The organism is Actinomycetota bacterium (genome assembly GCA_019347675.1).
GTDB lineage: Bacteria > Actinomycetota > Nitriliruptoria > Nitriliruptorales > JAHWKO01 > JAHWKW01.
Genome location: JAHWKW010000007.1, coordinates 1 through 14,525, shown reverse-complemented (window position 1 = coordinate 14,525; position 14,525 = coordinate 1). Strand labels below are relative to the sequence as shown.

General features: G+C 68.4%; 11 protein-coding genes, 1 tRNA gene and 1 pseudogene. 12 read left to right on the top strand and 1 reads right to left on the bottom strand.

The annotated features are described in order from the left end of the window. Positions 1-159 precede the first annotated feature (159 nt). The 10 genes from gyrB to KY462_05725 all read left to right on the top strand — a co-directional run bounded on the left by gyrB (position 160) and on the right by KY462_05725 (position 10,237). Positions 160-2,097, top strand: coding sequence for a DNA topoisomerase (ATP-hydrolyzing) subunit B (gene gyrB / locus KY462_05770; GenBank protein ID MBW3577236.1), 1,938 nt, complete (start codon positions 160-162; stop codon positions 2,095-2,097). Positions 2,098-2,127: 30 nt separating this feature from the next. After that, positions 2,128-4,719: a DNA gyrase subunit A gene (gyrA, locus tag KY462_05765; protein ID MBW3577235.1), complete on the top strand. Its 2,592-nt coding sequence runs from the start codon at positions 2,128-2,130 to the stop codon at positions 4,717-4,719. A 90-nt stretch (positions 4,720-4,809) separates the two neighbouring features. Further along, complete coding sequence (locus KY462_05760; protein ID MBW3577234.1) at positions 4,810-5,604, top strand: DUF3566 domain-containing protein; 795 nt, start codon at positions 4,810-4,812, stop codon at positions 5,602-5,604. Between the two features lie 48 nt (positions 5,605-5,652). Then, positions 5,653-5,727, top strand: a tRNA-Ile gene (locus KY462_05755). Between the two features lie 740 nt (positions 5,728-6,467). Continuing rightward, positions 6,468-6,638 (top strand): hypothetical protein, encoded by a 171-nt coding sequence (locus KY462_05750; GenBank protein ID MBW3577233.1) that lies wholly within the window; start codon positions 6,468-6,470, stop codon positions 6,636-6,638. A gap of 148 nt (positions 6,639-6,786) precedes the next feature. Beyond that, complete coding sequence (locus tag KY462_05745) at positions 6,787-7,269, top strand: VOC family protein (protein ID MBW3577232.1); 483 nt, start codon at positions 6,787-6,789, stop codon at positions 7,267-7,269. Next, on the top strand, positions 7,266-7,553 hold the full coding sequence (locus KY462_05740) for a pirin family protein (protein ID MBW3577231.1): 288 nt from the start codon (positions 7,266-7,268) through the stop codon (positions 7,551-7,553). Before KY462_05745 ends, KY462_05740 begins: the two co-directional genes overlap by 4 nt. Before the next feature lie 45 nt (positions 7,554-7,598). Then, entirely contained in the window at positions 7,599-7,994 is a 396-nt protein-coding gene (locus tag KY462_05735) for a hypothetical protein (GenBank protein MBW3577230.1), read from the top strand. Between the two features lie 127 nt (positions 7,995-8,121). Then, positions 8,122-9,636, top strand: a complete 1,515-nt coding sequence (locus tag KY462_05730; GenBank protein MBW3577229.1) for a carbohydrate kinase — start codon at positions 8,122-8,124, stop codon at positions 9,634-9,636. A gap of 214 nt (positions 9,637-9,850) precedes the next feature. Then, positions 9,851-10,237, top strand: a complete 387-nt coding sequence (locus tag KY462_05725; protein ID MBW3577228.1) for a ChaB family protein — start codon at positions 9,851-9,853, stop codon at positions 10,235-10,237. Positions 10,238-10,338: 101 nt separating this feature from the next. Here the strand turns inward: KY462_05725 and KY462_05720 are convergent. Further along, positions 10,339-10,925 (bottom strand): annotated as a pseudogene (locus tag KY462_05720) (type II toxin-antitoxin system PemK/MazF family toxin). 718 nt (positions 10,926-11,643) lie between these two features. Between KY462_05720 and KY462_05715 the strand changes: the two are divergent. Together KY462_05715 and KY462_05710 are read left to right on the top strand one after the other, a co-directional pair. Beyond that, positions 11,644-11,808: a hypothetical protein gene (locus tag KY462_05715; GenBank protein ID MBW3577227.1), complete on the top strand. Its 165-nt coding sequence runs from the start codon at positions 11,644-11,646 to the stop codon at positions 11,806-11,808. Between the two features lie 1,757 nt (positions 11,809-13,565). Next, positions 13,566-14,420 carry a site-specific DNA-methyltransferase gene (locus KY462_05710; protein MBW3577226.1) on the top strand — a complete coding sequence of 285 codons (855 nt, stop codon included), beginning with the start codon at positions 13,566-13,568 and terminating at the stop codon, positions 14,418-14,420. The last annotated feature ends 105 nt before the right edge of the window (positions 14,421-14,525 follow it).

Genomic DNA, 14,525 nt, shown 5'->3' with positions numbered 1-14,525 from the left:
GCGACGCAGTACCGCCACCGTAGCCGGGCAGCGGTCGTGCCTCGGCCGCCTGCGAGCGGCGGTGTACGACGCGCCAGCGACGCGGTGGGCGAGGAGGATCACGGGTTGGCACAGCGCAGCGCGGCGGTGCCGGACGAGCCGGGCGACCGCAGGCCATCGCTGACCGCCTACACCGCCGAGCAGATCACCGTGCTGGAGGGGTTGGAGGCGGTCCGCAAGCGGCCCGGCATGTATGTGGGCACGACCGGACCGCGCGGCCTGCACCACCTGGTGTGGGAGGTCGTCGACAACGCCGTGGACGAGGCCCTGGCGGGCCGGTGCTCGCTGATCGAGGTGACGCTGCTGGCTGACGGGGGCGTGCGCGTCCGCGACGACGGCTCGGGCATCCCCGTCGAGATGCACCGCAAGGAGGGACGCTCGGCGCTCGAGGTCGTCATGACCGTCCTACATGCCGGCGGGAAGTTCGACAAGCAGGCCTACGCCGTGTCAGGCGGCCTGCACGGGGTGGGGATCTCGGTGGTCAACGCGCTGTCACAGCGGTTGGTCGCCGAGGTCCGTCGCGACGGCAAGCTATGGCGGCAGGAGTACGTCCGCGGCATCCCGCAGGGACCGGTCGAGACGATCGCCGAGGCCACGGACACCGGCACGGCCATCAGCTTCTGGCCCGACCCCGACGTCTTCGAGACGACGCAGTTCTCGGCCGACACCATCGCCCGTCGGCTGCGTGACACCGCTTTCCTCACCGCCGGCCTGCGGATCGCATTCACCGATCAGCGCATCTTCGACACCCACCCCGAGCCCACGACCGAGCAGTTCCACGCAGCCGGCGGGTTGAAGGACTTCGTCGACCATCTGCGTTCGACCAAGAAGAAGGACGGTCTGCACGACGTGATCCACTTCTGGGAGGAGGAGCAGGGCCCCAACGGCCTGCAGTCTGTTGAGGCGGCCGTGCAGTGGATCGACGACTACAACGACTCGATCCTGTCCTTCTGCAACACCATCAACACCCACGAGGGGGGGACCCACGACGAGGGGTTCCGCACCGCGGTCACCTCCACGATCAACCGCTGGGCCAAGCAGCACAACGTGATCCGTGCCAAGGAGGTCGACTCGCTCACCGGCGACGACCTGCGTGAGGGCCTGGTCGCGATCGTGTCGGTGAAGGTCGGTGACCCGCAGTTCGAAGGCCAGACCAAGACCAAGCTCGGCAACACCGAGGTCCGCTCGTTCGTGCAGACCACCACCAACGCGGCGTTGGCTCGCTGGTTGGAGGAGCATCCCACCGAGGGCAGGCGGATCGTCGCCAAGGCCGAAGCCGCGGCACAGGGACGGATCGCCGCCCGAAAGGCCCGCGACCTCACCCGACGCAAGAGCCTGCTGGAGTCCACGGCCCTGCCGGGGAAGCTGGCTGACTGCCAGTCGCGTGACCCGTCGGAGTCCGAGCTGTACATCGTCGAGGGCGACTCCGCCGGCGGGTCCGCCAAGCAGGCCCGCGACCGTCGGACCCAGGCGATCCTCCCGATCCGCGGGAAGATCCTCAACGTCGAGAAGGCGCGGCTGGCCAGGATCCTGAACAACAACGAGGTGCAGGCCCTGATCACCGCGATGGGGACGGGGATCGGTGACGACTTCGACCTGGCCAAGGCGCGGTATCACAAGCTGATCGTGATGGCCGACGCCGACGTCGACGGCGCGCACATCCGTACGCTGCTGCTGACGTTCATCTTTCGCCACATGAAGGAGCTGGTCGACGCGGGCTACGTCTACATCGCCCAACCGCCGCTGTACCAGGTCAAGCACCCCGGCCGCCGCAACCAGGTGTTCTACGCCTACTCCGACCGGGAGCAGGCCGAGCTTCTGAGGCAACTGCCCCAGGACGGCAAGGCCGACGTGCAGCGCTTCAAGGGTCTGGGGGAGATGGACCCCGAGCAGCTGTGGGAGACCACCATGGATCCCGTGCGGCGCACCCTGAAACTGGTCACGCTCGAGGATGCCGCGGTCGCCGACGAGTTGTTCACCGTCTTGATGGGCGACGACGTCGAGCCGCGCCGCGCGTTCATCGAGACCAACGCCCGGTACGCCACGGTCGACGTCTGACCCACAGCCGTCCGCGAGCGGAAGCCACGCATGTCCGAGACGAACGGCCCCGGTGGGCCCCAGGGTCCCGAGGAGGGCCCCGCCAGCCCCGAGTTGCCCGACGGCGTCTCGCAGGGCGCACCGAGCGACGGCCCGTCGCGCCCCGCTGACGCCGCGGCCGCCGTCGGCGCCGAAACCGCCGGCGGGGTGACGATCGCCGCCCGCGTCGAGCCGGTCGTGATCGAGGACGAGATGAAAGCCTCGTACCTCGACTACGCCATGTCGGTGATCGTGGGGCGGGCACTACCCGACGTCCGCGACGGTCTCAAGCCCGTGCACCGGCGGATCCTGCACTCGATGAACGAGTCCGGGCTGCGCCCCGACCGCCCCTACCGCAAGTGCGCGTCCGCGGTTGGGGAGGTGATGAAGAAGTACCACCCGCACGGTGACAGTGCGATCTACGACGCGCTGGTGCGGATGGGTCAGGAGTTCTCGATCCGCTACATGCTGATCGACGGGCACGGGAACTTCGGATCCGTGGACGGAGATCCTGCGGCAGCGATGCGCTACACCGAGGCCAGGCTGTCGCAGCTCGCGATGGAGCTGCTCCGTGACATCGGCGAGGACACGGTCGAATTCGGACCCAACTACGACGGCTACGAGCAGGAGCCGCAGGTACTGCCGGCCCGCTTCCCGAACCTGCTGGCCAACGGCGCGACCGGGATCGCGGTCGGGATGGCCACCCACATCCCCCCGCACAACCTCGGCGAGGTGATCGATGCCACCATCGCGCTGATCAACGACCCGGCGCTGACGACCACGGACCTGATGGAGTACGTCCCGGCGCCGGACTTCCCCACCGGGGGGCTGATCCTGGGCCTCGACGGGGCGCGGGAGGCGTACACCACCGGGCGGGGATCCATCAAGGTGCGCGCGGTCGCCACCGTCGAGCCCGACGAGGCCGGAGGCGAGCGCATCGTCGTCACCGAGCTGCCGTACATGGTCAACAAGGCCAACCTGCTGCAGAAGATCGCTGCTCTGGTGACCAACCGCACCATCCCCGGGATCCGTGACCTGCGCGACGAGTCGTCGCGCGAGGGGATGCGGATCGTGGTGGAGCTCAAGCGCGACGCGCAGGGCCAGGTCGTCCTCAACCAGCTGTACAAGCACACCCAGCTGCAGGACACCTTCGGGGCGAACGTGTTGGCGCTGGTGGACGGCGTCCCGCGGACGTTGACCCTCGACCAGATGCTGCGCCACTACATCGACCACCAGATCGACGTCATCACACGACGGACCCGCTACCGGCTGCGCAAGGCCGAGAGCCGCGCCCACGTGCTCGAAGGGCTGCTCGTGGCGCTGGATCACCTCGACGAGGTGATCGCGCTGATCCGCAGCTCCCCGTCGGCGGACGAGGCCCGCAACGGGCTGATGCAGCGCTTGGACCTGTCCGACATCCAGGCGCAGGCGGTCCTCGACATGCAGCTGCGGCGGCTGGCTGCCCTGGAAAGGCAGAAGATCACCGATGAGTACCGCGACCTGCAGCAGCTGATCGCGGACCTGCAGGCGATCCTCGCCGACCCGGCCCGGATCAGGCAGATCATCGTCGACGAGCTCGGCGAGGTTCGTGGCCGCTTCGCCGACGAGCGGCGTAGCCGCATCGTCGAGGACCACACCGCCATGACGGTGGAGGACCTGATCAAGGAGGAGGAGGTCGCCGTCACCCTCACCAAGGCCGGGTACGTCAAGCGGATCCCCGTCGCAGCGTTCCGCACCCAACGGCGTGGCGGTCGTGGTGTCAGCGGGACCGACCTGCGCGAGGACGACATCGTCCGCGACCTGATCGTGTGCTCGACCCACGACTGGCTGCTGTTCTTCACCAACCAGGGCCGGGTGCACCGCATCAAGGCGTACCAGGTGCCCGAGCGGACCCGGACCGCACGGGGCGTGTACGTCGCGAACGTCCCGGGTCTGGCGTTCGAGCGCGAGGAGCGGGTCGCGGCCGTCATCCGCCTGTCGGAGTTCCGCAACGACCAGTACCTGGTGTTCGCCACCCGGCACGGGAAGGTCAAACGCACGCCGCTGTCCGAGTACGATTCGCCACGGTCGGTCCTGATCGCGATCAACCTCGCCGACGCAGACGAACTCATCGGCGTCACGGTGACCGGCGGCGACGACCTGTTCATGATCTCCCTCCAGGGCCAGGCGATCCGCTTCCACGAGCAGGACGCCCGTCCGATGGGACGCAACGCCGGCGGGGTCATCGGGATGCGCCTCGAGGACGGCGACGAGGTCCTCGCCCTGGCCAAGACCATGGAGGACGGCCAGCTGCTGGTCATCACGGAAGAGGGGTACGGCAAGCGCACCCCGCTCGAGCGTTACCCGCTGCAGAAGCGGGGCGGCAAGGGGGTCATCACCGCCAAGCTCACCGAGGAGCGCGGCGGGTTGGCGGGGGCCCTGATCGCCCCGTACGACGCAGAGATCTTCATCGTCACCGATACCGGCACGGTGATCAGGATGCAGGTCGCTGACGTGCGGCCCACCGGTCGGGCCACCCACGGCGTGCGGGTGATGCGCCCCGACGAGGGTGCCAAGGTGGCGTCGGTCGCCCGCGTCCTGGACAACACCGATGACGAGGAGTGATCAGGGCGCGACCGCCTGTCCGGGCGCGGATGGCGAGAACCGCCGGCGCTGGCTCCTAGACTCGGGGCGACTTCGGGGCGAGGAGACGCGGTGGTCCGGCGGAAGATGACCGTGCGGCGGATCGACCCATGGTCGGTCCTGAAGTTCGGCGCCATCATCAACGCGTGCATCCTGGTGATCGCCCTCCTCGGGTTCGGGCTCGTGTGGTTCCTCATCCGCCAGCTCGGGATCATCGAGCAGGCCTGTCAGCTCGCGACGGACGTCGGCTTCGAAGAGTGCGGCATCAACGGCGGGAACCTGTTCCGGATGCTGCTGCTGGTGGGGATCCTGGGTGTGATCATCGCAACCGGCCTGGTCGTGCTGTTCACGTTCCTGTACAACCTCATCGCCGACCTGATCGGTGGGATCGAGCTGTCCGTCTCCGTCCCGGGTGGGATGGGGACGACGGTGACGTCACGCTCGGCCCCCGAGTCGCCGCCCGGCTGGCAGCAAGGCGGCCAGCAACCGTCGCTGTGGCAGCAGGGGGCGGCCGGCCACTCATCGACCACGGGAGACAGTCAGCCTTCGCCCGCCGCGGCCGGTACGTCCGCTGGCGGTGGCGGCAACCCGTCGTCTGACTCGGCGTCGATGCGCACGCGGGCACCTACGACCGGGGCACCATCGGGCAGCCGTGATCAGCAACCGACCGGTGCGCTGGGTGACACGACACCCGGCGCGTGGCCGTGGGAACGTGTGTCTCGGGGCGGCGGATCCGGTGGCGGCACCTCGGACGACACCTCCGACGACACCGCTGCGCCGACGTCGGGCGCCTCGGACTCTGACGACACCGGCGACTCGCGCCGCAGCGACGAGTCGATCTTCGGCGGCCGCGGTGACGGCAGCTGACGGAGGTTCGCACCTGCCTCGGCGCCCCGGTACGCTCCGGTTCACTCCGGGGCAATAGCTCAGCGTGGTTAGAGCGCACCCCTGATAAGGGTGAGGTCCCTGGTTCAAATCCAGGTTGCCCCACGAGAACATTCCCGCCGGCCAGAGGCACCCCCGGGGCGCTAGCGGCCCCATCCGCGACTTGTAGGACTCGCCCACCTGGGCACACGGCACAGATCGACGGGCGGTCATCTCGTGGGCGGCGATGCGTAGGAAGCGCCGTTCGGCGTCGAGCGTGCGCCCTTCAGCATCCTTGACCCGCTGCCGCTCGAACACCCGTCCGAGTAGGACTCCGACGTAGCGCACGACCTCCAGGACGTCGCGGTCGGGTTCGACCGGGTCGCGTGAGTAGAACTCGAGCACGGCGACGGCTCGTCTCCCACGAGCACCGGGATCATCAGGGCGCCGCGCACACCCAGGTCGTCAGCCAGGCGTGCGCGCTCGAAGTCGGGCTCGGCCGTGACATCGACGAGCAGGTCGGTTCGTGGCGAGCTGCGGTCGCCCGTAAGGGGCCGTGCCGCTGGCCGAACGGGAAGGTCACCGTTGCGGTCACCTCGTGGACCACCGAGGACCCGCCGGGATCCTCCAGGAACCAGATCTCGGTCGGCGTGAGACGATCCCCCGCAACCAGCATGGCGTGACCCACGGGCCCACCCATGGCTCCACACACGTGGTTGAGTCCCCGGTGGAGAGCCTCCGCGATATCGATGGACTCGTCGGCCACGGCGGTGATGGCCTGGTACAGCCGTCGACCTGCCTGGGTCGACGGCCACGCTGGTACCGTCACCGGTCGTGGCGGCGGCCAACAACGGAGAGGATCGGGGATGTTCGGTCGGAAAGACGACGATGTGCAAGACGGCGAGACCTCGGGTGTCGGGAAAGGCAAGCTGTTCGCCTTGCTCCTCGCGGGGCTGGGGGCGTTGGGTTTTTTCCTCAAGCGCAAGCGCGAACGTGAGCTCGACGAAGCCCTATGGGAGGAACCCGAGGCGCTGTAGCGATCACCCGTGACGGCTGACGAGGCCAGCCTGCACGTCTGATCGCGGACTGCAGCGCGGTGGTTGTCCCGACCCACGGTCGGGGCACCGCCCGCGGTAGACGCAGCTGTCGTCGGTACGGTCGGGATACGCGGCTCATGGGAGCAACATGATCCCCGTCCGGCGCCTCAACCACGCGGTGCTGTACGTCCGCGACGTCGAACGTTCGGCGGCGTTCTACGCGGAGGCGTTCGGCTTCGAGACGATCACCGTCGAGGCGGGGGGACGCGCGGCGTTCCTGCGCGCCCGCGGCACGGCGAACCATCACGACCTGGGGCTGTTCGAGGTCGGCGACGATGCCCCGTCCCCACCGCGCGGGTCGGTCGGCCTGTACCACCTGGCGTGGGAGGTCGCCGACATCGAGGACCTCGCCGCCGCCCGTGACGACCTGGCCCGACTCGGCGCCCTCGCGGGACAGAGCGACCACGGCGCATCCAAGTCGGTGTACGGGCGCGACCCTGACGGCAACGAGTTCGAGATCATGTGGCTGGTTCCACGTGAGGAGTGGGGGGAACTCGAGCACCAGGCGCCGGTTGCGCCGCTGGACCTGGAACGAGAGCTGACCCGGTACGGAACGAGGAGTGGGACGTGATCCGCATCCGCCGTGACCAGGAGATCCACAGCGAGGACGGCGGGTGGTTCCACGCCCGCTGGCACTTCTCGTTCAGCGACTACCGCGACCCGGAGAACAACGGGCTCGGACCGCTGCGTGTCTTCAACGACGACCAGCTGGAGCCGGGCGCGGTGTGGCCGTTGCATCCGCACAAGGACGTGGAGGGGATCACCTACGTCGTTGAGGGGCTGTTCCGCCACGAGGACAGCCTCGGCAACGACGGCGTGCTCCAGCCCGGCGCGGTCCAGCGCATGACGCTTTGATCGGGCGCGTTCCACTCGGAGCAGAACGCCTCCGAGGAGGAACCGATGCGGTTCATCCAGCTGTGGATCCTCCCCAACGAAGCAGGGTTGCCGCCCGAGAACGAGCAGCGCCAGTACACCCGCGACGACCGCACGGATCGGCTGCTCAAGGTCGTGGGACCCGAGGGCGGCGACGTCGTGAACGTCCACCAGGACGCCGCCATGTACGTCGCTCGGCTCACGCCGGGCAGACAGGTGGCCCACAAGTTCGAGGAGGGCCGCGGCGGGTACATCTACCTGATCTCCGGTGAGGCCACGCTCGACGGGCAAGAGGTCACCACCGGCGACGCGGCCTACGTCATCGACGAGGACGAACTCGTCGTCAACGCTGGAGACACCAGCGAGCTGATCCTGGTCGACGTGCCGTTGGAGTACGAACCCGTCGGGGTCTGGGCGCGCTGAGCCGGTTTCTCCATCGGTGCGCAGCTGATTCTGGCAGGTCCTAGCGGGCAGTTCACCGGTGACACGTGTCTGGGCCGCAGCTGACACGGGATCTGGGTCCTAGCCGACGCGACGACGAGGCGAGGTCATGGGCGACGCGTTGTTTGCCGGCGTCGACGTCGGCACGACCAACACCAAGGCGATCGTCTTCGACCTGAGCGGTCGCCTGGTGGCGCACGCGGCGGTCCCAACGCCGACCGACCGTCCCCGGCCAGGGTGGGCGCAGCACGACCCAGAGCAGCTCTGGGACGCTGCTGTCTCGACGCTCCGCGCTGCGCTGGCAGAGGTCGAAGACCCCGCCGCCGTGCGCGGCGTGGCGGTGGCCAGCATGGCCGAGGCTGGCGTGCCGCTGGACGACCGCGGACGGCCGACGTACGACGTGATCGCCTGGTTCGATCCGCGCACCGCCGAGCAGGGACGCCGCTTGGCCGACGCGGTCGGTGCCGAGCGGCTGGCTGCCCTCACCGGGCTACGCCCTCAGCCGATCTACAGCGTGTGCAAGCTGCGCTGGCTCGTCGAGAACGAACCCGACGCCTTCGCCCGCACCCGTAGCTGGTTGCACGTGGCCGACTTCATCGCCTACAGGCTGTCGGGGGAGCAGGCCACCGACTACTCGTTGGCGTCGCGGACCGCCGCCCTGGACCTGAACCGCCTGACCTGGTCCGAGGAGCTGTTGGCGGCCGCAGAGGTGCCGGCCTCTGTCTTGGCGTCGCTGGTGTGGGGTGGGACTCGTCTGGGGCCGGTGACCGACGACGCCGCGGCGGCGACCGGCCTCCCCGCCGACGCGGCGGTGGCAGCGGGCGGCCACGACCACGTCTGCGGGGCGCTCGGTGCGGCGGTGATCGACGCGGGGCGGGCGTTGGATTCCATGGGGACCGCAGAGTCCATCCTCGTGCCCACCGCGCGTGCCCCGACCGGTGGCGACCCGCTCCGCCACCGCTACAGCGGCGGGGCGCACGTCGTGGCCGACCGCTTCTACCTCTCCGGTGGGGTGCACGCCGCCGGAGCGAGCGTGGACTGGGTCCTCGACCTGCTCGGTGGCGGCGAGGAACGTGGCCGACTGCTCGCGGAGGCCGCCGACGTGGCGCCCGGGGCGCTCGGGGTGGGCTTCCTGCCCGACCTTCGCGGCGGGGACGGCAGCGGTGTGGCGCATGGCGCGTTGACCGGGCTCCGACCGGAGGTCGGCGCTCCGACCCTTGTCCGGGGCGTCCTGGAGGGCCTGGCGTTCGCGTTCCGCAACGCGCTCGAGACCGTGGTCGAGCACGCCGCTCACGACGGCCACCCGGAGGTCAGGGCCGTCGGCGGTGGCGCCCGCAACGACCTGCTGCTCCGGATCAAGGCCACCGTCCTGGGGCGCCCGGTGTGGCGCCCCAGGATCGAGGAGGCGACGGGGCGGGGCGCCGCTCTGTTGGGCGCGGTCGGCGCCGGCCTGTTCCCCGACGCTGCGACCGCAGCCGACAGCCTCGACGTGGAGCTCGATGAGATCGCCCCCGACCGCGACCAGGTCGACGCCTACCAGGCGCGGTACGAGGCGGTGACGGGAGCTGACTACCAGGGTCTGCGGTCGGTCAGCCAGCGCTTGGCCGAACTCGCTGGTCGGTGAACGCGGTGCGGCGTCGACGGCCGAACCGACCTCGCCGCGCCCCCTCCACCCCTGACCCGCACCGCCTCTGGTGGCGCTCGACCCGCCCCGGGTTCCCTCGGCCGTCAGTCGCGCCCGGCAAAGCACGGTGCATGATCGTCGGTGGTCATGCCCTGGCGCGATCCACGCGACGTGTCCACTCTGGAAACGAAGACCGCGACGACGAGGGCCAACCATGCCGATCGACGACAAGAGCGACCTGCCCGGCACGATCCAACGCTCGCCGGACAAGGCGCAGCGGACGTTCATAAAGACCTACAACAGTGCTCTGGACACCTACGACGGTGACGAGGAAAGAGCCCGACGCACGGCCTACTCGTCGCTCAAGCACGAGTTCGAGAAGGTCGGTGACCACTGGGAGCCCAAGGACGGCAAGGGCCCGTCCGACGAGCGGGCCGCGCGGGGCGCCGACGAGCCGGGTGGCGAGACCGCCGGCGGCGTCGACGTCAAGGGCCACAGCAAAGAAGAGCTGTACGAGCGAGCGCAGGAACTCGACATCCATGGTCGCTCGAACATGAACAAGCAGGAGCTCGCCCAGCGGATCGCGCAGAAGCAGGACTGACGCCGGGGATCGCCGGCCACCTCGCGAACGTGACGCATGACGACCCGGTCGGCCAACACCAGCGTGTGCGCTTGAACAACCGGCGGCCTACGGCGATGGGATCACGCCGACCGGCGTACCGGATGGCTGTCACGGCGAGGCGCCCCGCGATGGATCGGCGATCCGCTCGGCTTTGCAGCCATCTGGTCTGTCACGACGACGTCCGTCGTCTTGCACGCCGAGGACCGGACGCTCGTGTCACGGGAACCAGAGCGGATCCGCCGGTCTTCGCCGGGTGTGGTCGGCTCGACTCCAGAGCGTGACAGGTCGCGCAGAACAGCGAGGCTGCCGCGCACCTGCGCGAGAACGACGGAACCAACGTTGCCGAGGTCGCTCCGAGGCGAGAGGTCGCGACTGCCCGGATGTGCTGGCACTGTGCGGCTGGCGTGTCGTTCAGCCCGTTGACGTCGTCGGGCTCTACGGTGACCTCGGACCCGTCGCCCCGCAACGTCGTGGTGACTGGAACGACCTGGACGACACTCGGGCCTGCCCGCAGGACGGGGTCCGCCGTTACGACGATCGCAGGCCGTTCAAGTCCCGCCTCGGAGCCCCGCGGGACGCCGAGGTCCAGCGCAACGGCCGTCTCGTCGCTGCGCAAGACGCTTGAGCTCGTCGCGGGTTGCTCGGTCGACGCGGATCGTGGTCGCATCGCTCACGCCATAAGTCGACCTTGCCGTAGACGGGTGGGTCTACACCGCTGTGCTGGCACCACACCGGGACGACGGCTCGCGATCGGATCAAGCGGTGTGCGCCGCTCGCCCCGCCCAGCGTCGGTCGACCGCGCCGCAAGCCTGGTTCCGCACTTGGCGGCGGACCTCACCGCCGTCCTCCTTGCCGAGGACGATGTCGGCGAGGTGCTCGGCCGCGTCGGATCCATCCCGGGCAGGACGCGCCCGTACCCATTGCCGCCGCGAACGTCTTGCGCGAACGTGGCGCGCACGACCACTCCACGCCGGGACGCACGGCAGATGCAACGTGGTCCGAAACCGAGCGGGCCCTGCCCAGAGCCGCCGCCACCCTCGAGCAGGTCGCCCGAGACATGCTCAGGAGGGCCGGCAAGTCCACCGTCGACGACGCGCTGAGCTCGAGCGAGCCGTCCTCCGCGACGTCGGAGAGTTGACCACCCGCCACAAGGGGTTCGATCACGGCCCAGCAGGGGTACAGCCTCAACGAGATCCAGGCTCACCGGGAACGGACAGCGCCAGCCACACGCGAGAGGTGGGAGGAACTGACGCAGAACATGACCGTCCTCGTCGCTCCGCGACCTGCTGGCAAGCGTCTCCTCCTCAAACGACTGGGGATGGACCCTCCTACCCGACGCGGCCGAAGGTCTACTGGTCCCTCTCTTGGATCGTACGTTGCCGCGCTTGTCTACCATCCAGCCGGACGACCATCCAGACCTCGGCGTGGCCGCCATCGAGGGAGAGGTCATCGGCCTGGCTGGCAGCGCCGTGCTCCACGCCAAGCGCGGGGAGGGCAGCCGGGCCCTCGACTTGTCGTCAGACACCCCGAATGATCCCCTGTTCGGATGATGCGCCCGCTCATCGAGATCAATCCCGATTCCTGAGCGTCGTCGGCGCCTCGCCGCACGGAGCACTCCTGCTACCAAATCCACTGGACAGCACCTTCGCCGCGCCATGAACGCCGAGGAGCTCAACTCGGGAAGAGGGTGGATCTCGCGGACTTCGTCGGGCTGGGTCGACGCCGAGAGGCGAACTCTCCCTGTGCAATCGCATCTTGTGTCCGAGATGAACTCGACCCGTGGAGAGGCCAGCCGGATCCCCGGCCGACCTCCCTCTTCGTCGCGCAGGTCTCAGTCAGCCGCCTGCGAGCGGCTTCGGCAGGCGGATCCACCCTTCCTTTGCCACGGTGGCCGCGTCGAGCGGGATCCGTTCCGCAACTTGCGCGCCTCGCTGAGGTCGTCGGTCGACCCGCGAAGAGCGAAGCCGCGACGAGCGCGCATACCCAGGCATCCTGGACGTGAGGAGGGCCGCTATCGATGACGTCGAACCCGTCAACCTCGATCCCGTCTACGAGTGTCGGGTCGAGGAGCTCCCGGCCGGCGATGGACACGTTTCCAGGACCGTCCGGCTCCTGATCCCCTTGCCTACGTCCACCGCGAGGCCAGCCTCGAGGCGAATCCTCGGCACGAGGCGCGCACCTCGGATGGTCGTGGCACCCAGCTTGTCCGCTACAACGCGCTTGGGTTCGCTGCGAATGCCTCGCGGATCCACCGGTCGGTTTGGCGCAGAGTGAGCTCCGATGTCGGCTGGTCCGGATCCGCGAATCGGCGTCCTGGACGGTGGTCCCTGACGAGCGCACGCCAATAGGCGGGGTAGCCGAACGGCACATCGATCGCGACCGCGTCGGCCTCGCGAGCGCACTGACGATGTCGTCGTCACTCACCTTGCTGCCGTGCCCGTCACCCCAGACGTCGACCTACACGATGCGAGACTTCCTCCAGCGAATCACTACCAGCGCGGTCTTGGCCTCTGAAGTTGAGAGGCTACGCCCACGGTCCCCATCAGTGCTCTCCTCGAAGGAACCGGAGCCGTCTCCCGGTCAGCCTGGTCGGACACGGCGTACCAGGCAGGCAGACCTAGATGTGAAAGAGCCGGGCGGGGCGCCAAACGACGGAACTGCCCGACCGGCTGACGCCGAACGGGGGCGGCATCGGTGGGTCGCACCGCAGTCGGCACGGCCCTTCCCGACGACATCAGTGTCACACAGCCTCCCTACCGTCGCGCCGACCCGTAGAGGAGAAGAGCCTCATGGCGCCAGCCAACAGGGTTAGTGTCCGCGTCATCTGTCGTTGCGGCGAAACGTTGTCGTGGCGCGTCCGGATCCATCGCAACGTTCCAACCCCGTCCGGTGCGGGGTGGCGGAGGGTTCGCAGGAGCGAGTCCGCGTGACGTCCGTTGCCAACGTGGCGGCGAGATCTGCTTCAACATCATCGAAGCCATCGAGCGCGCCGCCAATGACGCGACGCGTGGCGGCTGGGGTCCTCACCAGCGAGAAGGGGAGTCGTTCTGCGCTGCCGGTAGAGGCTGTCCAGCCTCCCCGGCCTGACAGCCCTTCCCCACTACCTTCTCCACAGAGAGAGATCAGGGAGCGTCTGTGGTTCGCAACATCTGCTGTCCTATGATGCCGGACCGAACGCACGTTCGTAGAGAGGGATGCTGTGAGTCCGGTCTCAACCAGCGTTGCCCGTACCGACCTGGGATCGACCGTGGTGCTCGGTCGATCCGTGGACAGGGACGACCATCGATCCCTAGCCCCGCCCTCGCTCATGGAGTTGGCGACGGAGGAGCCCCAGAAAGCCTTCCCGGCGATCGCGAAAGATCCCGAAGCGTGCGCCGAGTTAGAGGTGGTCGTGAGCCGTCTCTCTACAGGGCATGTCCTTCACAACATCGACAGTCGGGACTTGCAACTCGATGACGAGACCGTCGACCTCGTCGTGACCTCGCCGCCGTATTGGACTCTGAAGAAGTACAACGACCACGGCGGTCAACTCGGCGCCGTCGCCGACTACGAGGAATTCCTGGACGAGCTCGATGAGGTCTGGCGCCGGGCGTGTCAGGCACTGGTTCCGGGTGGTCGACTCGTTGTCGTGGTTGGTGACGTGAACGTCTCGCGGCGAGCGTTCGGACGACACCTGGTCTTCCCACTCCATGCGAGTATCCAGGAGCGGTGTCGGCACATCGGCTTCGACAACCTTGCGCCGATCATCTGGTACAAGATCGCCAACGCTCAGTACGAGATGGGGCCTGGCGGCTTCTTCGGCAAGCCGTTTGAACCGAACGGCGTGATCAAGAACGACGTGGAGTACATACTCTTCCAGCGCAAGCCGGGCGGCTACCGCAAGCCGCACCCAGCAACCAGACTCTTGTCGGTCATTCCAGCGTCTGATCACGCGGAATGGTTCCAGCAGGTGTGGACCCTGGGAGGGGCCTCCACAGCGAACCATCCGGCCCCGTTCCCTCTCTCGCTGGCTGAGCGACTCATTCGCATGTTCTCATTCGTTGGCGACACCGTGTTCGACCCGTTTGTAGGGACGGGCACCACGGCCGCCGCTGCTGCTAAATGTGGACGCAACAGCATCAGTAGCGAGGTCGACCCGCATGTGAAACGACATTCAGGTTGAGGCTGCGGGGCGGATAGAGCGACAGGGTCGGTGAGATTGGCGGGGCGGCCTTCGGGTTGCCCCGTTCGTCGTTGCACGGGCAGGGTCCGCCGGTCGGTAGATGAG